This is a genomic window from Anabaena sp. CCY 0017, assembly GCF_963920885.1.
Lineage (GTDB): Bacteria > Cyanobacteriota > Cyanobacteriia > Cyanobacteriales > Nostocaceae > Nodularia.
Genome location: NZ_CAWUDG010000017.1, coordinates 29,702 through 51,704 on the forward strand (window position 1 = coordinate 29,702; position 22,003 = coordinate 51,704).

The 22,003-nt window shown below is 43.3% G+C and carries 18 protein-coding genes and 1 other RNA gene; 10 read left to right on the top strand and 9 right to left on the bottom strand.

The genetic code is table 11. The features are described 5' to 3' along the window. Positions 1–48 precede the first annotated feature (48 nt). The 8 genes from panB to ACM0OW_RS18560 all read left to right on the top strand — a co-directional run bounded on the left by panB (position 49) and on the right by ACM0OW_RS18560 (position 9,530). Positions 49–819 (top strand): 3-methyl-2-oxobutanoate hydroxymethyltransferase, encoded by a 771-nt coding sequence (gene panB, locus ACM0OW_RS18525; RefSeq protein WP_414551623.1) that lies wholly within the window; start codon positions 49–51, stop codon positions 817–819. 30 nt (positions 820–849) lie between these two features. Next, positions 850–1,626, top strand: coding sequence for a Uma2 family endonuclease (locus tag ACM0OW_RS18530; protein WP_414551624.1), 777 nt, complete (start codon positions 850–852; stop codon positions 1,624–1,626). Positions 1,627–1,634: 8 nt separating this feature from the next. Further along, positions 1,635–3,137 (top strand): acyl--CoA ligase, encoded by a 1,503-nt coding sequence (locus ACM0OW_RS18535; RefSeq protein WP_414551625.1) that lies wholly within the window; start codon positions 1,635–1,637, stop codon positions 3,135–3,137. A gap of 120 nt (positions 3,138–3,257) precedes the next feature. Beyond that, entirely contained in the window at positions 3,258–4,253 is a 996-nt protein-coding gene (locus ACM0OW_RS18540; protein WP_414551626.1) for a 2-dehydropantoate 2-reductase, read from the top strand. 224 nt (positions 4,254–4,477) lie between these two features. After that, positions 4,478–6,058 (top strand): phosphoglycerate dehydrogenase, encoded by a 1,581-nt coding sequence (gene serA, locus ACM0OW_RS18545; RefSeq protein ID WP_414551627.1) that lies wholly within the window; start codon positions 4,478–4,480, stop codon positions 6,056–6,058. A gap of 135 nt (positions 6,059–6,193) precedes the next feature. Next, entirely contained in the window at positions 6,194–7,114 is a 921-nt protein-coding gene (gene prmA / locus ACM0OW_RS18550; protein ID WP_414551628.1) for a 50S ribosomal protein L11 methyltransferase, read from the top strand. Between the two features lie 28 nt (positions 7,115–7,142). Then, a complete protein-coding gene (gene queA, locus ACM0OW_RS18555) occupies positions 7,143–8,303 on the top strand; it encodes a tRNA preQ1(34) S-adenosylmethionine ribosyltransferase-isomerase QueA (RefSeq protein WP_414551629.1) in 1,161 nt (386 codons plus the stop codon). Between the two features lie 126 nt (positions 8,304–8,429). Further along, positions 8,430–9,530: a tetratricopeptide repeat protein gene (locus ACM0OW_RS18560; protein WP_414551630.1), complete on the top strand. Its 1,101-nt coding sequence runs from the start codon at positions 8,430–8,432 to the stop codon at positions 9,528–9,530. Between the two features lie 61 nt (positions 9,531–9,591). Here the strand turns inward: ACM0OW_RS18560 and ACM0OW_RS18565 are convergent, their stop codons facing one another. The 3 genes from ACM0OW_RS18565 to ACM0OW_RS18575 all read right to left on the bottom strand — a co-directional run bounded on the left by ACM0OW_RS18565 (position 9,592) and on the right by ACM0OW_RS18575 (position 12,019). Beyond that, positions 9,592–9,825 carry a hypothetical protein gene (locus tag ACM0OW_RS18565; protein WP_323211352.1) on the bottom strand — a complete coding sequence of 78 codons (234 nt, stop codon included), beginning with the start codon at positions 9,823–9,825 and terminating at the stop codon, positions 9,592–9,594. Between the two features lie 180 nt (positions 9,826–10,005). Further along, a complete protein-coding gene (locus tag ACM0OW_RS18570) occupies positions 10,006–11,190 on the bottom strand; it encodes a GNAT family N-acetyltransferase (protein ID WP_414551631.1) in 1,185 nt (394 codons plus the stop codon). Positions 11,191–11,293: 103 nt separating this feature from the next. Then, entirely contained in the window at positions 11,294–12,019 is a 726-nt protein-coding gene (locus ACM0OW_RS18575; protein ID WP_414551632.1) for a RibD family protein, read from the bottom strand. 297 nt (positions 12,020–12,316) lie between these two features. On the opposite strand from ACM0OW_RS18575, the gene ACM0OW_RS18580 reads away from it, so the two are divergent. Then, a complete protein-coding gene (locus ACM0OW_RS18580) occupies positions 12,317–14,344 on the top strand; it encodes an ATP-binding protein (RefSeq protein ID WP_414551633.1) in 2,028 nt (675 codons plus the stop codon). Here the strand turns inward: ACM0OW_RS18580 and ACM0OW_RS18585 are convergent. From ACM0OW_RS18585 to groL, 6 genes are all read right to left on the bottom strand, one after another. Beyond that, positions 14,331–15,374 (bottom strand): Gfo/Idh/MocA family protein, encoded by a 1,044-nt coding sequence (locus ACM0OW_RS18585; protein WP_414551634.1) that lies wholly within the window; start codon positions 15,372–15,374, stop codon positions 14,331–14,333. The two genes, ACM0OW_RS18580 and ACM0OW_RS18585, sit on opposite strands and share 14 nt — an antisense overlap. A 63-nt stretch (positions 15,375–15,437) precedes the next feature. Beyond that, positions 15,438–16,163 carry a ribonuclease III gene (gene rnc, locus ACM0OW_RS18590; protein WP_414551635.1) on the bottom strand — a complete coding sequence of 242 codons (726 nt, stop codon included), beginning with the start codon at positions 16,161–16,163 and terminating at the stop codon, positions 15,438–15,440. A gap of 96 nt (positions 16,164–16,259) precedes the next feature. Continuing rightward, positions 16,260–16,674, bottom strand: an RNA gene (gene rnpB / locus ACM0OW_RS18595) — RNase P RNA component class A. 49 nt (positions 16,675–16,723) lie between these two features. After that, positions 16,724–17,425: a hypothetical protein gene (locus ACM0OW_RS18600; protein ID WP_414551636.1), complete on the bottom strand. Its 702-nt coding sequence runs from the start codon at positions 17,423–17,425 to the stop codon at positions 16,724–16,726. Positions 17,426–17,475: 50 nt separating this feature from the next. After that, entirely contained in the window at positions 17,476–18,624 is a 1,149-nt protein-coding gene (gene corA / locus ACM0OW_RS18605) for a magnesium/cobalt transporter CorA (protein ID WP_414551637.1), read from the bottom strand. Positions 18,625–18,939: 315 nt separating this feature from the next. After that, entirely contained in the window at positions 18,940–20,619 is a 1,680-nt protein-coding gene (groL, locus tag ACM0OW_RS18610; protein ID WP_414551638.1) for a chaperonin GroEL, read from the bottom strand. 166 nt (positions 20,620–20,785) lie between these two features. On the opposite strand from groL, the gene ACM0OW_RS18615 reads away from it, so the two are divergent. Beyond that, entirely contained in the window at positions 20,786–21,868 is a 1,083-nt protein-coding gene (locus ACM0OW_RS18615) for an MraY family glycosyltransferase (RefSeq protein ID WP_414551639.1), read from the top strand. Positions 21,869–22,003 lie beyond the last annotated feature (135 nt).

Here is a 22,003-nt window from a genome sequence, read left to right on the forward strand (position 1 = left end):
TCCTCATCCTGATGATTTATCCCTACTCCCTGTTCCCTACTTAAAAATATGGCAATTACTACTGGGCAATTAATTCAATTCAAACAACAGGGGCGGTCAATTGTTGCGTTGACTGCCTGGGATTATGCGATCGCTCAAATTCTGGACGCGGCTGGGGTAGACTTAATCCTAGTAGGTGACTCAATGGCGGCTGTTTTAGGATATAAAACTACGCTACCAATTACCCTAGAGGAAATGCTGCACCATGCTAAAGCTGTGCGTCGTGGTGTGAAACAGGCTTTAGTTGTGGTTGATTTGCCATTTTTGACTTACCAAGAAAGCATTTCTCAAGCGATGCACTCGGCTGGATTGGTACTTAAGGAAACAGGCGCTCAAGCTGTTAAGTTAGAAGGTGGTTATCCGGCGATGGTGGAAACTATTGCCCGGTTGGTACAAGCCGGAATCCCGGTGATGGGTCATGTAGGTTTAACACCCCAATCAGTTCATCAACTGGGACTGCGACAACAGGGGAAAACTCAAGAAGCTGGGGAAAGAATTTTTAACGAAGCGATCGCACTCGAACAAGCCGGTGTATTCTCTGTATTGTTAGAGCATATTCCCGCAGATTTGGCAATGCAGATTACACAAAAATTAAATATTCCCACCATTGGTATTGGTGCGGGAGTTCATTGTGATGGACAGGTGTTAGTTACCTCAGATGTCCTTGGTCTATCAGAGAAGCAGCCACCTTTTGCCAAAGTGTACACAAATCTGCGCGAGACAATTACCAAAGCTGTCCAAGATTATGCCTCAGAAGTGCGCGCTCGCCAGTTTCCCTAACTGAATATACTGAATACTAGGAGTAGTCTTATGGTTCTACAAATTCACCCTACTCAAAAAACTCAAAAAGAATTAAATATTACTTGGGAAGCACTTCCCGCCGATTTCATTTTACCTGATGATCCCGTGGAAAATATACAGCAACCTGCTTTAGCATCAGCGCTGACAGCTGCTTTAGGCTCTACACAACGCATCCAACCCCAGATGCTGATTGGCTCTAATTTTGGGCTGGTAGCCACAGTCAAGAAAAAAATTGTTGTTAAAGCACCTGATTGGTTCTATGTGCCTCAAGTGCAGCCTGTAGCTTCAGGTGTAATTCGTCGTAGTTATACCCCCAATTTAGAAGGCGCGGCTGTGGCTGTAGTCATGGAATTTTTGTCAGACACCGAAAATGGCGAATTATCAATCCGTTCCACGCCACCTTACGGTAAACTGTATTTTTACGAACATATTCTCAAAGTTCCCACTTACATCACCTATGATCCTTACGAAGTAATTTTAGAAGTCAGATATTTACAAAATGGACAGTATAGTTTAGTGTCAGCAGATGCCAATGGACGTTACTGGATTCCTGAGTTAGAATTATTTCTCGGAATTTGGCAAGGTGAAAGATTATGCCAAACTATGAATTGGCTACGGTGGTGGGATCAAGAAGGCAATTTGCTGTTGTGGAGTAGCGAACAAGTCGAACAAGAACGCCAACGTGCTGAACAAGAACACCAACGTGCCGAACAAGAACATCAACGTGCGGAAATGTTAGCAGCAAAGTTACGTGAGTTAGGTGTTGACCCTGAAGCGATCGCATAAAATAAAATATGCATATATTTGATATTTTAACGGGAAAAGACCAGCATCCAGCCTTGTTAACACCCGACCAACTAACTCTAACATATCAGCAACTACGGACAAATGTAGTTGATTTAGTTACCCAGTTGCACAGCTTCGGCTTAGGTAAAGGCGATCGCATTGCCATTGCTATGGCTAACGGTTCCTCAATGGCGTGTATATTTCTTGCAGCTAGCCTATGTGGAACTGCTGCCCCCCTGAATCCCAAATACAAACAAGAAGAATTTGCCTTTTACTACGAAGACCTCCAAGCCAAAGCATTAATTACCTTACCGGGGACACCAAAGGCGGCCATAACTGCTATTAATCCCGATATGCTACTCATCCAGGCCATAACTAACCCTGACGGGACATTGAGTTTGGAATTAAATCAGGAAGTCACTCAGCCACAAAGAGAAACTTCTACTCCTGATCTTCCTCAAGCTGATGATGTAGCGATGATTCTGCATACCAGTGGAACAACTAGCCGTCCCAAGCGGGTTCCCATTCGACACCGTAATCTCATCGCCTCAGCCCACAATATCATCGGTGTCTATAGCCTGACTGCTAACGACATTAATTTATGTCTGATGCCACTATTTCACATTCACGGATTAGTGGGGTGTTTACTGTCCACCTTGGCATCAGGAGGGACATTTATTTGTCCCACAGGGTTTAATGCCTTAGAATTTTGGCAACTGGTTGAGCGTTACAAACCAACTTGGTATTCTGCCGCACCGACCATACATCAAATGATCTTAGCGCGAGCCAGTCGCAACGAAGATATTGTTAAATCCCATAGCTTCCGGTTTATTCGTTCTAGTAGCGCACCACTACCGCCAGTGATTATTGAACAAATGGAAGCAGTTCTGAATGTGCCGGTGGTAGAGTCATACAGCATGACAGAAGCTGCACATCAGATGACATCCAACCCCTTACCGCCGAAAATCCGCAAACCGGGAAGCGTCGGCTATGGACACGGTGTCGAAGTGGGAATTATGGATGAAAATGGTAATTTGCTTTCCCAAGGTAGCCTCGGCGAAGTAGTAGTAAAAGGAGCCAACGTCATTGATGGTTACGAGAATAATCCCCAAGCCAACGCCACCGCTTTTGTTAACGGCTGGTTTCGGACAGGTGATCAAGGTAAACTCGACCCAGACGGCTATCTTTACCTGACTGGTAGAATCAAGGAATTAATTAACAGAGGTGGAGAAAAAATTTCGCCCTTGGAAATAGATGATTTATTGCTGCGTCATCCTGCGGTAGCGGAAGCCTTAGCTTTTGCAGTTGCTCACAAAAGTCTGGGTGAAGAAATTCATGCTGCTGTTGTACTCAAGAGTGATACCAGTGAACAGGAATTAAAATCTCATTGTTCCCAATACTTAGCAGCATTCAAAATACCTAAACAAATACACATTCTCGAAGCCTTACCCCGTGGCGCAACCGGCAAACTGCAACGGTTGAATATGTCTAAGTTCCTGAATTTAGTCTAGTCCCTTACAAGAAACAAGATCCCCGACTTCTTGAAGAAGTCGGGGATCTGAACCTTTCAAAAATCCCTTAATATAGGCACAGACGCTATAAATCGGCTCTAGGGAATAGCGAAAAAATTTATGAAAATCTGTATTGTAGGTGCGGGTGCTATCGGCGGGTATTTAGGAGCGAAACTAGCTCTAGCAGGGGAAGAAGTCACCTTTATTGCACGTGGACAGCATCTAGAAGCAATTCAAAACCAGGGACTTGAGGTAATCATGGCGGATGGGTCAACTCATGTAGTACATCCATCTCTAGCCACCAGTGAGATAAATGACGCAGGAACTCAAGATGTAGTCATCCTGGCTGTAAAAGCTCAAAGTTTACCCGCAATCGCCCCAGCTCTATCATCCCTCTACAATCCTGATACCATCGTAGTCACTGCCCAAAATGGGATTCCTTGGTGGTACTTCCAGAAGCATGGAGGTGAATATGAAGGGCAAAAAATCCACGCCGTTGATCCAGAAGGGATCATTGCTGCCAATACTGATATAGATCGGGTAATTGGTTGTGTAGTTTATCCAGCCGTAGAAATACAGTCACCTGGAATAATTCGTCACATTGAAGGCGATCGCTTGAGTCTAGGAGAAATCGACAACACCAAAACCGAACGCATTCAAAAACTAGCCCAAAGCTTCAAAAAAGCAGGTTTCAAAGCTCCAGTCCGGTCGAAAATTCGCACAGAAATCTGGCTGAAATTATTGGGGAACTTGGCGTTTAATCCCATCAGTGCCTTAACTCGTGCTACTTTAGAGCAAATTGCCCAATACACCTTGACTCGTGAACTGGCAAGGCAGATGATGATGGAAGCCCAAAGCATCGGCGAAAAACTTGGGATTGAATTTGGTATCAGTTTAGAACAGCGCATCAATGGGGCGGAAAAAGTCGGCGCTCATAAAACTTCTATGCTCCAAGATATCGAAGCAAATCGGATTACAGAGGTGGAAGCCATCTTGGGAGCAGTGATTGAACTCGGCAAACTCACCCAGATTCCTACACCCTACATGGATACGGTGTATGCTAATGTCAAATTACTAGAACAAACTCTTATTTCTAGTCGTGAAAGAGTTTTATAAAAATATTAGGTTTTTAGCGAATAAAACCCTAGTCATGGTTTATATTACCGAAAGGGTGGCACAAATAACCTACTATCTCTGCAATTGATTACATTCACCATCAAAGGTGAGTGAGGACGAGGTTGATATTAAAATGCTTAACTTTTGCTGAATTGCCACAGATAAAGACTAAACTAAAAAGTCTTGTGCAGCAAAACCTGTAACTTTAAAGTAATGAAGTAATCATGTCCAAGGTTCTCGTCTCCGATCCCATTGACCAAGCTGGAATTGACATTCTCACCCAAGTTGCTACTGTAGATGTCAAAACAGGTCTAAAACCAGCAGAACTGATCGAAATTATTGGTGAATATGACGCGCTGATGATTCGCTCTGGTACGCGCGTTACACAAGAAATTATTGAAGCTGGAACTCAGTTAAAAATCATCGGTCGTGCCGGTGTGGGTGTGGATAATGTCGATGTTCCCGCAGCTACCCGCCGAGGAATTGTGGTTGTCAATTCCCCAGAAGGTAACACAATCGCTGCCGCAGAACACGCCCTGGCAATGATGTTATCCTTATCTCGCCACATTCCTGATGCTAACTCTTCCGTTAAAAGCGGTGAGTGGGATCGCAAAACCTTCGTAGGCGCGGAAGTTTATAAAAAAACTCTCGGCGTTGTCGGCTTAGGTAAAATTGGTTCCCATGTGGCGACTGTAGCCAGAGCGATGGGAATGAAACTGCTAGCTTACGATCCCTTTATCTCTACAGAACGCGCCGAACAACTTGGCTGTCAGTTGGTGGAAATGGATTTACTGATGCAGCAAGCAGATTATATTACGCTGCACATCCCCAAAACCCCAGAAACCACTCACTTAATTAACGCCCAAACTCTGGCGAAAATGAAACCCACAGCCAGAATTATCAACTGCGCTCGTGGTGGTATCATTGACGAAGCTGCTTTAGCCGTAGCGATTAAAGAAGGTCAAATTAAAGGTGCGGCTTTGGATGTGTTCGAGTCAGAACCACTGGGTGAATCTGATTTGCGATCGCTTGGTAAAGAAGTCATCCTTACCCCCCATTTAGGAGCCTCCACAACGGAAGCTCAAGTGAATGTCGCCATTGATGTCGCCGAACAAATTCGCGATGTTCTCCTAGGACTACCAGCACGTTCAGCAGTCAATATCCCCGGATTTGGCCCCGATGTGCTAGAAGAACTCAAGCCTTATATGCAACTAGCCGAAACCCTGGGTAACTTGGTGGGACAGCTAGCTGGTGGACGGGTGGAATCCCTGACTGTTCGACTCCAAGGTGAACTAGCCAGCAACAAAAGTCAGCCTTTGGTTGTCGCCTCCCTCAAAGGACTACTTTACCAAGCTCTGCGGGAACGGGTAAACTATGTCAACGCCAGTATAGAAGCTAAAGAGCGAGGGATTAGGGTAATTGAAACCCGTGATGCTTCAGCTCGCGACTACGCCGGCTCACTGCACCTGGAAGCTACAGGTACTTTAGGGACTCATTCTGTTACAGGCGCTTTATTAGGCGACAAAGAAATACACCTCACTGATGTTGATGGTTTCCCCATTAATGTCCCCCCCACCAAATATATGCTGTTTACCTTGCACCGTGATATGCCAGGAATTATCGGCAAACTCGGTTCCCTACTGGGCAGTTTTAATGTCAATATTGCCAGTATGCAGGTAGGTCGTAAAATTGTCCGTGGTGATGCTGTCATGGCTCTCAGCATAGATGATCCTTTACCCGATGGCATTTTGGCGGAAATCGTCAAAGTCGCGGGAATTAGGGACGCATACACAGTAACTTTATAAGGTACTTCCTTCCTGAGTAAAAGGTGCTGCGTGAAGAAAAATGTTTTGAGTAACTGATAGCTCTTAACTGTTTTAGACTCAGGAAGGAAGCACTCTCTTGTACAGACGCGATAAATCGCGTCTCAGCACTAAAAAATGGCAAACACTTGGTGGGAACTACAGATTTCATGTGATCCAGCGCTAGAAGAGTCAGTCTTGTGGCGACTGGAAGATTTTAGCAGCCGTGGTACAGCCAGTGAAAGTCAAGGTAATACCTGTCTAGTCAAAGCTTACCTACCGAGATTTCAAGCACAGTTACTCGATTTGGCGGCGCTGTCTCTGTGGTTGCGTCAAGATGCTCTTTGTGTCGGCTTGTCTGTTCCTAGCCTGAATTGGGAGTTAATTGATGAGGAAGATTGGGCTACTAGTTGGAAACAGTACTGGAAACCGGAAGAAATAGGCGATCGCTTTCTAATTAATCCAGCATGGCTAGCTCTACCAGAAACAACAGAACGCTTAGTAATTCGTCTTGATCCTGGGGTCGCATTTGGTACTGGTAATCATGCCACAACCCAATTATGTTTGGAATCCCTAGAAATGCGTTTAAGTCAAATACCTGGGGCTTTTGTGGATAAAAGTGATCAACACAAACCGTTGGTAATTGCGGATATCGGCTGTGGTTCTGGTATACTTTCTATTGGAGCATTGCTATTGGGTGCGGAAAAAGTCTATGCAGTAGATACTGACCCTTTAGCGATCCAATCAACCTTCAGCAATCGCGCCCTGAACGACATTAACCCAGAACGCTTGGTATCAGCAGAAGGTAGTGTGGACACAATGATCAAACTGCTGGATCAACCAGTTGATGGGATTGTCTGTAATATTTTGGCTGATGTGATTATTCAGTTGGTTCCAGAAATGAGTGCGATCGCTAAACCCAGTACTTGGGCAATTTTTAGCGGGATTTTACTAGAACAATCTAAAGCTGTTGCTGATGCGTTAGAACAAAACGGTTGGATTGTTGCTACCCTATGGAAAAAGAAAGAATGGTGTTGCTTAAATGTGCGGCGTTCTTAGGCTAATGATTTGAAATGTGATGAATCCAATGGAGTCAGAAATAACACAGACTAATTTGAATGAACTTTCTCAAACAGAGGCACAAGACGTAAATTTAGATTGTTCATTGGCAGGGTATAATTACATATTACCAAACGAACTTATTGCCCAAAATCCCGTATTTCCTAGAGATAGTTCGCGTTTATTAGTGGTCAATTCTCCCACAACAGGCACAGAATCTGCACCGCTACATCATATTTTTCGAGATTTACCAGAGCTATTACGTGCTGGTGATTTATTGATAGTTAATAATACTAAAGTTATTCCAGCCCGGCTATATGGTCGTAAATCTACTGGCGCAGAAATCGAGGTTTTACTATTAGAAGAAAGACAATATAACTGTTGGTTAGCCTTAGTTAAACCAGGAAAACGCTTCAAACTAGGATCACAGATTATTTTTGAACCTAGGGGATTAAAAAATAGAGATCAAAAAGATTCTCACCCACTCTCCACTCAACTCACTGCGACAGTTCTAGAAACAGACGCAGCCACGGGAGGGCGTTTATTGCGTTTTGATGTGCCTGATGGAAAACCTTTGGTAGACGTGTTAGATCAATTCGGTGAGATACCCCTACCGCCTTATATTACGGCATCCACTGCTGCTGATGAACAATATCAAACAGTTTACGCCCAACAGCCAGGAGCGATCGCAGCACCTACGGCTGGATTGCATTTTACCCCAGAGTTGCTAGAAAAGTTACGCGATCGCGGCATTAATCAAGCTTTCATCACCTTACACGTTGGCATAGGCACATTTCGCCCCGTAGAAATAGAAGACGTAACTAGCCACCAGATGCACGAAGAATGGATTTCAGTTCCTCCCGCCACAGTTGAACAAATCCGCGCCACGAAAGCTGCTGGGGGTCGAATTATTGCCGTGGGGACAACAGCAGTCCGCGCCTTAGAAGGGGCAGCAAAATCTGGGGATTTACAACCATTTTGTGGCAAAACAGACTTATTTATCTATCCCGGTTATGAATGGCGGGTAGTAGATGCACTAATTACTAATTTTCATCTACCACGCTCTAGTTTGTTGATGTTGGTAAGTGCATTAATTGGTAGGAAACGTTTATTAAAGATATACCAAGAAGCGATCGCCGAGAAATATCGCTTTTATTCTTTTGGTGATGCCATGCTGATTCTGCGGTGAAGTGAAGAAGACGCGATTAATCGCGTCTCTACAAGTTTTTAATTATTAATTTTTCATGCTTAATTTTGGCGCTCGTGGTGGGTACTCTAAGTTATAGGGTTCAAAAAGAGTACAGAGTTGCTACTTATGTATAAACAGCATAAAATTCGTCAGTGGTTGGGCTGGTTTGACTCGGTGATCTATTGGCGGAAACCACATCTAGGACTTCTCTGTGCTGCATCTACCTTTTTGGTGTTGGCTGCACCGACAATGATGGAATTGCCAGGAAGCAAGCTGCTAGCGCAAAAATCAGTTTCTCAGGATTTGACAACAGCTAGCCTTTACCAGCAAGGAGTCACACGCTATAACCGTAACGATTTACAGGGTGCTGAATCTGCCTTTCGTCTAGCCTTAGAGCGAGATCCTAACCTCGGTATGGCACGGAAGTATCTGGGTAATATTTTGCTGATGCAAAATCGTCTGGATCTAGCAGTGCAAGAATATGGAGAAGCTGTCAGAATTAATCCTAATCTAGGTGAAGCCTACTATAACCTGGGGTTAGCATTGCACCGACAAGGACAAAAAGAAGCAGCAATTACTGCTTATAGACAAGCTTTGGTAATCGATCCTACACAGTCAGCTACTCAATATAATTTGGGTTTGGCTTTGTATGAATTAGGACAAACAGAGGAAGCGATCGCTGCTTATGAAGAAGCGATTAATTTAGATAGCAGTAATGCCAAAGCTTATTTTAACTTAGCGATCGCCCAGCAAGGAGAAGGACAAATAGAGTCGGCGATCGCCACCTATCAGCAAGCCGTAGAGCTTGATCCTCACAATGCCAGAGCTTACAACAACATAGGCAGTCTGAAGGCAATTCAAGGTCAAACCTCAGAAGCTATTTCTGTTTATCGGCAAGGTATTCGCCTTAATCGTCAGAATCCTGATGCTTACTATAACTTGGGAGTTGTTTTATACAATCAGGGTGAACTCCGTAAAGCCAACAGGTTATTGAAACGCGCTCAAACAGCATATCAGGAGCAAGGCAACCGTGAGGAATCCCAGAAAGTCGAGCAATTAATGCAGCAAATTGCCCAAGTGATAGAACAACAACGTCCAGCCACTCAAACAGCTACTACCACCGAAAATGCAAATACTTCAGGTAATATACTAATTCAGAGACTGCCTCCTGGTTACGTACCAGTTTATATTGATGAATGGCCTACCTCCACAACTCCCGAACAGTAGTCCAGTAGTCCAGTAGGGTGTGTTGTCGCCCAGCGCAACGCACCATCCTCATCTAGTAAAGTTATACAATTTCCTCTAACTGAGGAATGTGTTCAGTTTCATAGTTTTCAATTAAGACCCCGATGACTTCCATGAGAGACGCAAGAGGATGACTCTCATCTTCACCAACTTGATCGATTAGACAATCAAGCATTTCAACCAAGCGTTCATATTCCTCTTCCTTGTGAGGAACAAAAACATTTTCAGCAATGGATGACCAAGCCGTGACGGTTTGATTAAGGTTGAAACTTTGCATTATTCTTTCCACTTTCCCTCATCAATTTGACGCAGTTCCGCAAATGAGCCAAACTGATTTACTTTTGAGCCAAAGCTTTATTTGTATCTGGATGGAGTCTGACAAATTCATTCAGCCGTTTCCTAGTAATTATATGTATTGGAAAACTATATATATTTCATGCATCCAAGGCACATCAGTTTATTTTTGTGTATCCTGATTAAATGGCAAATCTTGATTAATCGCTGCCATTTCCTGCTGTTCTAATTGATTAACTTCCCGAATATAAGGGCGAATAATTTGGTCTAAACGACTATTATAAAAGCGGTGCAAACTGTAATTAGGCATAGCCGGAAAACCACGGCGTTTTTTGTGTCGTCCGCCAGCACCGGGATCGAAGCTTTGGATATTGTGAGCGATCGCCCACTCAATTGGTGTATAGTAACAAGCATCAAAATGTAAGCAATCTATTTCTTGAAAACTACCCCAGTAGCGTCCATATAAGCGATCGCCTTTAAATAAACAAAAGGACATCCCCACAGGTTGACTCTGGTTTTCCTCATGATACGCCGGGAAAAACACCACACGATGGCGATAATTGGTGTGTAGCTGCTCAAAAAACTGCTTTGTCAGGTATTTACTACCCCACCAGCCGAACTTATCACAAGTATCAGCATATAAATCGTACATCAAAGGAAATAAAGACTGAGGAATGGCATCACCTGTGACTGCTTGTAGTCGTAAACCCACCTTTTCTACAGCTTTGCGTTCTCGCTTAATATTGCGGCGCTGATTGGCATTAAATAATTTTAAATAATCATCAAAATTTTTAAACTCCACATTTTCCCAAATGTAGCTATGGTGTAACCAAGTTGCAAAACCTTGCCGTTCTAGCACCGCCCGCCATTGGGGATCGACATAGAGAAAATGACAACCAGAAATCTTATTCTTCGTGCAGAAAGAATCGATTTCATGCACCATCAGGGCTGTAATTTCATCCTCATCTTCCCCAGGCGCAATTAAGAACCTATAACCTTCCGCCGGGGTAAATGGAGTCATTCCCAGCAATTTTGGATAATACCGTACTCCCAGGCGATCGGCTAATTCTGCCCATTGGTGATCAAAGACAAATTCGCCATAACTATGACCTTTGAGGTAAAGTGGCGCAACAGCAATCAACGTTCTATCTCGCCACAGTGTGAGATGATTTGGCAACCACCCAGTTTTAGCTGTAGCACTCTGGGAAATTTCTAAATTATTCAGCCAATCCCATTCTAAAAACGGCGTTTTCAGTGGCATTGCTAAAGCATCCCAGGCATCTTGGGGTACTTCTGCGATTTTGTTAATCCAACGACTAGAGTAACGAGGCTTGATTTTTTCCACCATTGTGGGGCTATTTTAGGGAGTAAGGGACGGGGAAAGAGGCAGGGGAGCAGGGAGCAGGGGAGAAAATTGTGATTTCCCAATGACCAATGACTAATAGCGTAATCTAATTTGCTGATCGTTGCAGGCGATAGTGCAGAAAGACTTCTTGCTCAACTTGATCAACTTCTAAAAGTTCTAGTTTGGGAGCTAATTGAGATAAAAATCCTACACCTTCTACTGGTGTTGGCGCAGATGCACCTCCTAAAATTAATGGACAGACTGTTAGCCAGAGTTCATCGATTAAATCTGATTGCAACAGAGAAGCTACTAATTCACCTCCTCCTAATACCGCTAACCGTGTTATATGTAGAGATGTCAGGTGTTGCAAAGCCGCAGACGTGTCAACCTTTCCCGTTGGTGTGTCAAAAATCATAATCTGATCAAACTTGGGAGTACGCTCTTGTGCGGAATATAGTGTCTGTTCTCGTCTTTGCCAAAAATCTGCTCCTCTTGTTGTGGTCAGCAACCAGCGTTCAATCGGCTGTTGAAAAAACTTAATCTCCGGATTGAGATCAGCAGATTGTGAAAGGACTATATGAACCGGTTGGGGGGGCTTACCCCGTTTTATTCGATGTTGCAGCAGAATTGGTTGTGATACGGTAAGCGTTGTTCCGTAAGCACGAAGAGTACCAGCACCTAGTAAAACGGCATCAGAGGCAGCAATTTGTTTTTCCAGGTGTGTTTTATCAGCCCCTGAGCCAAACCGAGCAGGCGATCGCTTAAAATCTGCTATCTTACCATCTGCACTCATTGCCAAAACTACTGTGGTATGAGGACGAAGTTGCATCATAGGGTGGGTTTGATAGTCTGGAAGTTTTGCTTGTTAGCGGATTGAATTTAAAAAAAAATCTTCGCCCGCAAGCTAATTTTTAGCAATTTTATAACGGTATCTATATGCAATACCAGCCACGTTCACATCTTCCCTATATAATAGGTCTTACTATGGCTGATTCCTGGTTATACCTTCAAGATTCGCCGTTTTTGATGGTTGGCAGAAAACTATTATAAATTAACAGCATATCTCCTTGAGCTGTTCTAATTGCACATCGTTACTTTTTGGGTTTACAGATGCGAAGTGAGATACTTAATGGCTAAACTTCGTCAATCCTCCTTTCGACGTATTTTAGTAACAAAAATTTTGCTGCTGTTTGTCCCCGTTTTATTGCTGGGGGAAATTGCAGCTTTGAATAAAGCCAAATCGAGCTTATTGAGAACTGCTAGTCAAAATCTCACAGAGAGCGCTATCTCTAAAGGTGAGAAAATGGCTAATGCGATCGCGACCCTCAAAACTCACTTGTTGACTGTCAGTCAAACAACTATTATTCAGTCTGGGTCGTCCAAGGAAGTAGAACAATATCTCACTCAGTTAGCAAAACAATTGCCTACGCACATTGAGTGCCTGCAATTAACTAATCTACAAAGCAGTAAAATCATTGCTAGTAGCTGTGGTAATCAAGAAATTGCCGAATGGAAATTATCTTTTCCTGACGAAGGAGAAATAATTAATATCACAAAAATATTACCGCCAAAGGTAGGAACTACAGGTAAAAAAAGTCTCCATCATCAACTGCAATTACTGCTATCTATCCCAGTGTACAGCCGCAATGGCGAAGTGCGCTATGCCTTAAGTATTCGATCTGCACTATACAAACAAACTACAAATCCGCCGGGTTCTTTAACTGGTTCCACCCTAGTAATTGCTGAAAACGGGATGATTCTAGCACACCCATCGGCAGAACTAGTTGGCAGAAATATTCGAGAATACCCAGATATTTCCCAACTACAAAACATTGTTAAAAATGGCATCGCTGGAGAAAGTAATTCCATACATTTGCCTTCTCAAGAGGGCAAAGAATTAATAGTTGGTTACACGGCTATTGATAACCCCATTACAAAAGAGCAAGGTCAAAAATGGATAGTCCTAGCTGTCACCACTGTTGATAATGCCCTACTAGGTTTAGAAGAAATCAAACTAATTTTGATAGTTTTAACAGTTGGTTTGATTGGTGCAAGTTTATTAGCATCTTTATATCTAGCCCCTTACCTAGCCAATCCTTTAGAAGAATTGCGAGACTATGCCCTGAATCTTCACAGCCACCATGCGGCGCAACCAGTCCCACGCAACTTCAAAATCCGCGAATTCAACCAACTAGCGCAAGCAATGGATCAAATGGTGGAGAGACTCAAAGCCTGGGCTGAAGAACTAGAAATTGCTTGGAAAGAGTCAAAAAGCGCCAACCAAATCAAGAGTCAGTTTTTGGCTACCACTTCCCATGAATTGAGAAATCCCCTGAATGTAATTATTAACTGTGTGCGCGTAGTTCACGAGGGCTTGTGTGATAGCCGGGAAGAAGAAATAGAGTTTCTTAAACGTGCCGATGAAACAGCTATTCACTTGCTGGGTATTATTAATGAACTACTCGATATCTCCAAAATTGAAGCAGGTAAGCTTTCTGTCGTGACAGCACCAATTGACCTCCGACAAGTACTGCTGGAAGTGATTAATTTACAATCAATAAATGTGCAAAAAAAAGGTTTACAGTTAAAAACTAGTTTAGGTACTGGTTTAATTGCCGTAGAAGCAGATGCAGCGAAGTTAAAGCAGGTACTAATTAATATCATTGGTAATGCTACTAAGTTTACCGACCAGGGAAGCATCACAATTATTACAGAAATTCACCAAGAATCTCAGGTAATTGTCAGGATCACAGATACAGGTTTAGGCATCGAACCTGCCCAGCAGCACAAACTATTTCGCCCCTTCGTCATGTTAGATGGAGGGTCAACACGCAAGGTTGAAGGAACAGGTCTAGGACTAGCGATTTCCCGCAACTTAATTGAACTGATGGGAGGTAGCATTACTTTAGAAAGTGCAGGTATAAATCAAGGCACGACGGTAAAGATTACATTGCCAATTATTGATAGCACTCTATTAACTGCTTCTGAAAATCAAGGGGTAAATACAGTAACGGAATTGAACTCATGTTCTATTCATCAAGATTCTCACGGAATGAGTGAATCTCAAACACCAGCGTTAGGTGCTGAAAGTTGTGAACTACCACTTCTAGAGGATAGTTACAAAGTTTTACAATTGGGAGAGATCAGAAACCGTTGATGTTTAAAACAACTGGTTGTCCACCTTGATTGAGAGATGCTGTCAAACCAGAGAGAATCTGTACTAAGGTAGTGCCTACCCAACCAGATGAGATGTCTGGGGTAGTATTCTGGCTCATACTGACAATAAAGCGATCGCACACTCGCTGCAATGGTTCACCTGTTTTTAATTCCAGCACCTCTGATTTTTGATTCACCGGTAAAAACTGATTTCCCTGACGTTCAAACTCACCATGTAACAGAGTTAAAGGTGATGCAGTGGACATTTCATCAAAAATCAAGCAACCACGGCTACCCACAACTGTCAGCCGTCGCTGTTTATCAGGATTTCCCCAGCACAGGTGAATATATACCTGAAAGCCATCCGGGTATGTCAGCGTTACCCAAACTAAATCTGCTAACCCTGATACAGATTGGTTCAATTCTCCATTCTCTACTCCCTGTAACCACACCGTACCCGTAGCCTGTACTTTCACAGGTATCTGACCCAGCCAGTTGTTAAAAATGGCAATATCATGAATAGCCAAGTCCCACAAAGCGTCCACATCTTGGCGGACTGGCCCTAAGTGAGTCCGTGTAGCATACCCGTAGCGTAAAGTACCGAATGTACCTGCCTTAACAACAGTTTGCCCTTTCTCAACAGCTGGATGAAATAAATAAGTATGGTCAACCATCAGGATTAAATGCTGTTTTTCTGCCAACTGGCAAAGTTCCAGACATTCTACGGGGTCTAGAGTTAAAGGTTTTTCAGCTAAAACATGGTATCCCAGATTGAGGGCATCTTTAATTAAAACATAATGGGTAGTAGCTGGAGTGGCGATCGCAACTGCTGTCAGATCAGCTATTTGCTGTAAATCTGACCACTGAGTAGTCAAGAATATATTGTCATCCAAGTTAAACTGTTGCTTTACTGCTGCCAATCTTTCTGCATGGGGGTCTACTACCGCCACCACACTCACTTGAGGATGTGCTAAAAAATTCCGTAGTAAATGTACTCCCCAACGTCCCACACCAATCACAGCTATTTTCATCTTTTTGCCACAAGAAAAAGCTAAGTGTGGAGTAGATTATCACAAAATCAGTCCTATTAAATCTTAAGTTTCCGGATTTTCCGGTTGAGGAATTGCTAAAAAAGCTACTTTAGCAGCTGCTTGTTCAGCAGCTTTGATTGAGCGTCCTTTACCTTCACCTAGTTTGTTGTCATGTAGCCAAACTTCAGCAGCAAAACGTTCTTGATTTTGGTTAGCTTGATTAACTTCCGTAACTCGATACTCAGGCAAAACTTTAAATTCTGCCTGTGTCCATTCTTGCAGGGCGGCTTTGTAATTAAGTCTAGCGGGATCGAGGCGGATTTCCGTTGCTAGCTTTTTCAAATGAAAATCGAGCCAAGGACGAATTAATTCCAGATTGTTTGTACTGAGGTAAAGCGCACCTAGAACAGCTTCAAAAGCATCTGCCAAGCGTGATTCTTGACCTATTTTATCACTTGTAGCACTACCAGCGACAAGTAAGTATAATTCAAAACCATATTCTCGTGCCAATTGAGCGAGGATGCGATCGCTGACCAAAACTGAACGAATGGCCGCAAAATCCCCCACTGGACAATCAGGATATGTTTCCCAAAGCACTATTGCCGCCGCTAGCCGCACCACTGCATCACCGACAAACTCCAATTGCTCATAATTGGCCGAGTCAGAAACAGTCGGATGAGTCAGAGCCAAATCTAACAGTTCCCACTTAATCGGTAAACCTGGTGGTAAACCTAACTTTCTAATTAAACTTTCGAGCTGTCGCTGACGGCGTGGATAAACAAGTGTCATCAAGGGGGCAGGGTGTAGGGGGCAGGGTGTAGGGTGTAGGGTGTATGGGACTAGGGAAACTTGTTCAGCACTCAGCACTCAGCACTTAAAAAGAGGGGAGAGAGTCGGACATAAGCCGGGTTCTGTTCTCGCCAGTGTTTAAAAACACCATTGAGGGCAGTTATCTATCTGGGACGCTTGTTACCAAACGCCTCTAGCGGCTCTACTTACGGAAACTGGTAAAAGACCAACCGTAGTCTCCATTGCCTTGCTCCCAACCGGGGTTTACCGAGCCACAACCTCTCGGTTGTGCTGGTGCGCTCTTACCGCACCTTTGCACCCTTACCATTATCAATTATCAGTTATCAGGTTTTTACTGTTCACTGTTCACTGAAAATGGCGGTATCTTTCTGTGGCACTATCCTCACGATCGCTCGCACTGGGCGTTATCCAGCAAGTTTGGTCTTTCGGGAGCCCGGACTTTCCTCAAACCAGTCACTTGGACTGATCTGCAACCGCCTGCGCCTACTCCCTCCCTAAGTCCAGTGTAATCTGCGATGGTATGATATGTCCGCTTGGGATTACTTCTTTTTCCAAGGCAGTGCATAAGTCCAGGGTAATTTTCTAATAGTGAAGGGACAATTGATAATGCACATCGGTGGTATATTTACACCGGGAGCTAGACCTACACGGACTTCAGAGATGCGTAGCACCAGCTGTAGTGAAAATTCTAACTCCTTTCTTTCCTGCATAAAGTCGTTATATAATTTTTTTTGCGGTCCTCCACCTTTGCTCAATGCAGTAATATTAATTATGGGTTTTGTAGCCGAGTAAGTTCCAGTATCTTTATTACGCTCAAAAACATCTTCTGCTGTGACTGTTTCCGAAAGTGTTTTTTGAGGAGCAATCAGACTAGGACTTTGGGGAACAGCTAAGTCACGGGTTAAATCTGGTGATTTGCGAATAACTCGGCGCGATTGTTTGCTATGTTCCACAACTAAAGAGCTATTATCCCAGTCAACATATATAGCAATATTCTCAGATTTATTCTCAATACTCAGCGATAAGTCTTTGACATCATCTACAGGATATAAGTCTTTGAATTTAAAAGAAATCCCAATTTTGTCTTGGAGATTTTGTTCTTTGAGTTGTTCATCAACGACTGCTTTTTTAAATTCAAATTTAACTTGATCATCGATAGACTCCACCATACGATTAAAGACGTAGGAAACGCCAATAATATAAAGGGTCAAAACCACTAAATTTTGATCACCATTACTCATAAACCTAAACATTAACTCCTTGTAATAATTTCGTATATTTTATTCATTAGCTATTTCTCATCTGGCTTAATTGTTGAAGAATTATGGAGCCAACCCCGTCGCCAGAAAAAGAATAGTAAACCAAAAGCGATCGCTGCCATTACAGCCAAGCAAATTGGGTAGCCCCAATACCAATTTAATTCCGGCATATTATATGGAGATGTTTCAGTATTGAAATTCATCCCATAGATTCCAGCTACAAAAGTTAAGGGAATAAAAATGGCAGAAACTACCGTGAGCAGCTTCATGATTTCATTCATTTTATTACTCACTGACGACAAATAAACATCCATTAATCCAGATGCCAGTTCCCGGTAATTTTCCACCATGTCCATGACTTGCACGGCATGGTCATAACAATCTCGCAGATAGATTTGCACTTCCGTTCCTATTAGTTCACTGCCATCTCGAATTAAAGAACTAATTGCATTTCTCTGAGGCCAGATAGCACGACGTAGTTGCAGAAGTTCTCGCCTAACTTGATAGATTTGTTGTAGTGTTTTTCGGGTAGGGTTAAGTATTACTTCCTCTTCTAATTCTTCCAGTCGCTCCCCATACAGTTCCAGCACTGGGAAAAAGCCATCAATAATGGCATCTAACAAGGCATAAGCTAAATAATCAGCCCCCTGTTTGCGAATGATCCCTTTACTGCGATCAATTCTTAACCTCACGCCTTCAAAGCAATCATGTTCTGGTTCTTCCTGCACTGTGAGCAGATAATGTTTCCCCAATACAAAACTCACTTGCTCGCTGTAAAACCCACAGTTATTTTCCATTGGAACTACCATTTGGGCAATTATAAGTAATTGGTCTTCATAATCTTCAATTTTGGGACGTTCTCCCATATTGACTACATCTTCTAAAACTAGAGGATGTAATTCAAAAACTTTACCCAATCGTTGTAATATATCTTGATCACCTAATCCTTGTACATCTACCCAAGAGACAGATTCTTGATCTAGATAATTAGTACATTCTTCAGGAACTACTATTTGTGTGCGAATGCAGTTAGTTTGGTTATAGTCAAACAAAAAAATTGTAGGAATTTTAGCATTTTCATCAACGATGATAGTCCCTGGCAGAGTTCCTGGTTGGTGATAGAATTCCTTTTCGTAGAACTTTCTCACTGCTTTGGGTATACGGCGGATTTTTCTTACCATGCAGTTTTAATTAATAGTCATTGGTCATTAGTCATTAGTCATTAATCATTGGTCATTAGTCAAAAAATTGCCCTTTTGGATTTTGGCTCCTTCATGCTAGAAAAGTAGCTGGGTTTATTTAACCTTTTGTCAGAAATTTTACAAGTTTTAATATCAAGATGTCATTGATAGATGACCTAGTTTTGTCAAATATAACATCAGTATGCAAGCGGTTATCATATCACTTCATTGTCTTTGAATCGGCAAGGGTATAAAAAAACAGTTTGCCATCATAAGACAAACTGCTCACAAAATATTTAGATGAAGCAACAGAGATTAGAACATACCCATGCCGCCCATGCCGCCCATGCCGCCCATGCCACCCATGCCACCCATGCCGCCCATGCCGCCCATGTCAGGGGCTGGAGCCGCAGATTTTGGCTCTGGTTTTTCGACTACGATCGCTTCGGTGGTAATCACCATACCAGCAATAGATCCGGCATTTTGTAAAGCTGAACGCACTACTTTCGCAGGATCAATGATGCCAGCAGCAATCAAATCTTCAAATTTTCCAGTAGCGGCGTTGTAACCGATATTGCCAGCACTTTCTTTGACTTGAGAAACAATTACAGAACCTTCGTCACCAGCATTATCTGCTATTTGACGTAAAGGAGCTTCTAATGCTCGTTTAATAATATCTGCACCAATTTTTTCTTCTTCGCTGAGGTGGGCTTTGATTGCGTCTATTTTCGTAATCAAGTTAATCAGGGTTGTACCACCACCGGGAACTATGCCTTCTTCCACAGCAGCTTTAGTGGCGTTGAGCGCGTCCTCAATCCGCAGTTTGCGGTCTTTGAGTTCGGTTTCTGTAGCCGCACCCACTTTAATGACTGCGACACCACCAGCTAGCTTGGCAATGCGTTCTTGGAGTTTTTCTTGATCGTAGTCAGAATCAGTTTCTTCTAATTGTTGACGAATTTGAGCAATTCGGGTTTGTACCTCTGGCTTGGTTTCACCAGCAGCGACAATGGTGGTGCTTTCTTTGTCAATGGTGATTTTGCGGGCTGTTCCCAGCATTTCCAAAGTAGCGGTGTCTAGGCTCAAACCGATTTCTTCAGAAATCATCTGTCCATCGGTCAAAATAGCAATGTCTTGTAACAATGCTTTGCGGCGATCGCCAAATCCTGGTGCTTTAATCGCAGCTACAGCCAGCACACCCCGTGCTTTGTTGACTACCAAAGTTGCTAAAGCGTCTCCTTCTACGTCTTCGGCAATAATCAGCAAAGGTTGACCCAGACGGGCAACTTTTTCCAACACAGGAACTAAATCCTGGATGCTGCTGATTTTTTTGTCGGTAATCAGGATGCGAGGGTTTTCAAACTCTACGATTTGCCGATCATTGTTGGTGATGAAGTAAGGAGAAATATAACCCCGGTCAATCTGCATCCCTTCCACTACTTCTAGTTCTGTAGTTAGAGATTTGGATTCTTCAACAGTGATTACACCGTCTTTGGTGACTCTTTCCATTGCTTCGGCAATCATCGCGCCGACTTCTTCATCGTTACCAGACGAAACAGTGGCAACTTGAGCGATCGCACTGCCTTCGACTGGCTTGGCCATCTGGGCAATTTCTTTGACCAGGGCTTCAATGGTTTTGTCGATTCCCCGCTTCAAGCTAATGGGGTTAGTACCAGCAGCGACGTTCTTCAAACCTTCTCTAATAATCGCCTGTGCTAAGACTGTAGCCGTCGTAGTGCCATCACCAGCGATATCCTTGGTTCTGGATGCCACTTCCTGAATCAGTCTCGCACCAGTGTTTTCTAAAGGGTCTTCTAATTCAACTTCTTGGGCGACAGTGATCCCATCGTTAACGATTTGAGGTGCGCCAAATTTCTTTTCTAAAAGGACGTTGCGACCTCTTGGCCCCAAGGTAATTTTCACGGCATCAGCCAGGGCGTTGACTCCCCGTTCTAGCGATCGCCGTGAATCTTCATCAAAGGAAATAATTTTGGCCATGTTGTTGAATATCTATCTCTAGCGGTTCCATTACACAATTTAGCACTCACAAGAGCAGAGTGCTAATCTCTCAAGCAGTTCAGATTATAAATGCAAATAAAAAAAATTGATTAATATTACAGTTGATACTCATATAGGACACTGGCAGTAATGCTTGAATTGGGGGATGAACTTATACAATTTTCTTGAGTCCCTCGGCATTGCCGACCCTCGCGGCTCCGGCTGGTTGGCAGTAGTATTTACATTTTGTTTGGCTTGGCTGGTAACGTGGCGTTTAATTCCCACAGTCCGCCAATTTGCCCTAAAGGTAGGTTGGGCTGACCAACCAAACGCTCGCCGACTCAACCGTGAACCCTTACCCAATGCCGGGGGTTTAGCTATTTATGCGGGAGTAATTGCCGCAATGGTACTAGCCACCCTCTTACGACCTATTGCCTTGCAAAACGTCTTGGCTCAAGTGCTAACTATTTTACTAGGAGGTTCAATCCTAGTGCTGGTGGGTTTTATTGATGATCAGTTCGGTTTACCGCCCTCTGTGCGCTTGTGGGCGCAAATTGTCACCGCATTGTTGCTGTATGCGAACGGCATCAGTATCGAGGTTGGTTTCAACACGCCCATTGACTCGCTGCTTTCTATATCGGTAACGGTACTTTGGGTAGTGGGGATCACTAACGCCATCAATTTGATGGATGGGATGGATGGATTAGCGGGGGGTGTTAGTTTTATCACCGCTATGAGTTTATTAGGAGTTGCAGCCCAATTTCCCAATCGCGCCGCCGCTATTTTAGTGCTGGCAGCTTTAGGGGGTGGAGCCTTGGGCTTTTTACGTCATAATTTCCACCCTTCAAAGATTATCATGGGTGATGCGGGTGCATACTTTTTTGGTTATGTACTGGCTGCAACTAGTATTTTAGGTAATCTGCAAGAAAGTACCATTTTTGCCCTGGGACCGACTGTGTTATTTCTGCTGTTGCCAGTCATGGATACTACACAAGTATTTATCCGCAGGTTATTGGCAGGAAAAAACCCTCTCAGTACCCCAGGTAAAGACCATCTACACCACCGTTTATTAGCTTTGGGATTCTCTCAGCCCCATGCAGCGTTAACTCTGTGGTCAATTGCTCTAGTTTTTAATTTGCTGGCAATGAGAATAAAAAACATGAGTTGGGGGGTGATAATTTTTACCGCCATTAGTATCATTTTCTTGTTGGGCTTTACTGTCTGGCGCAAAGATAGCCAACCATCTTGAGCTATTTTATGTCTGCTTTAACACTGGCAATAATAGTAATTTCACTTAAGTAAACCACAATGTAGGGGAAAGTTTTTTGCGCCCCTACTCGATTTTGTGGTGAAAATCTGGGCATTATTCAGAATAATAACGTAA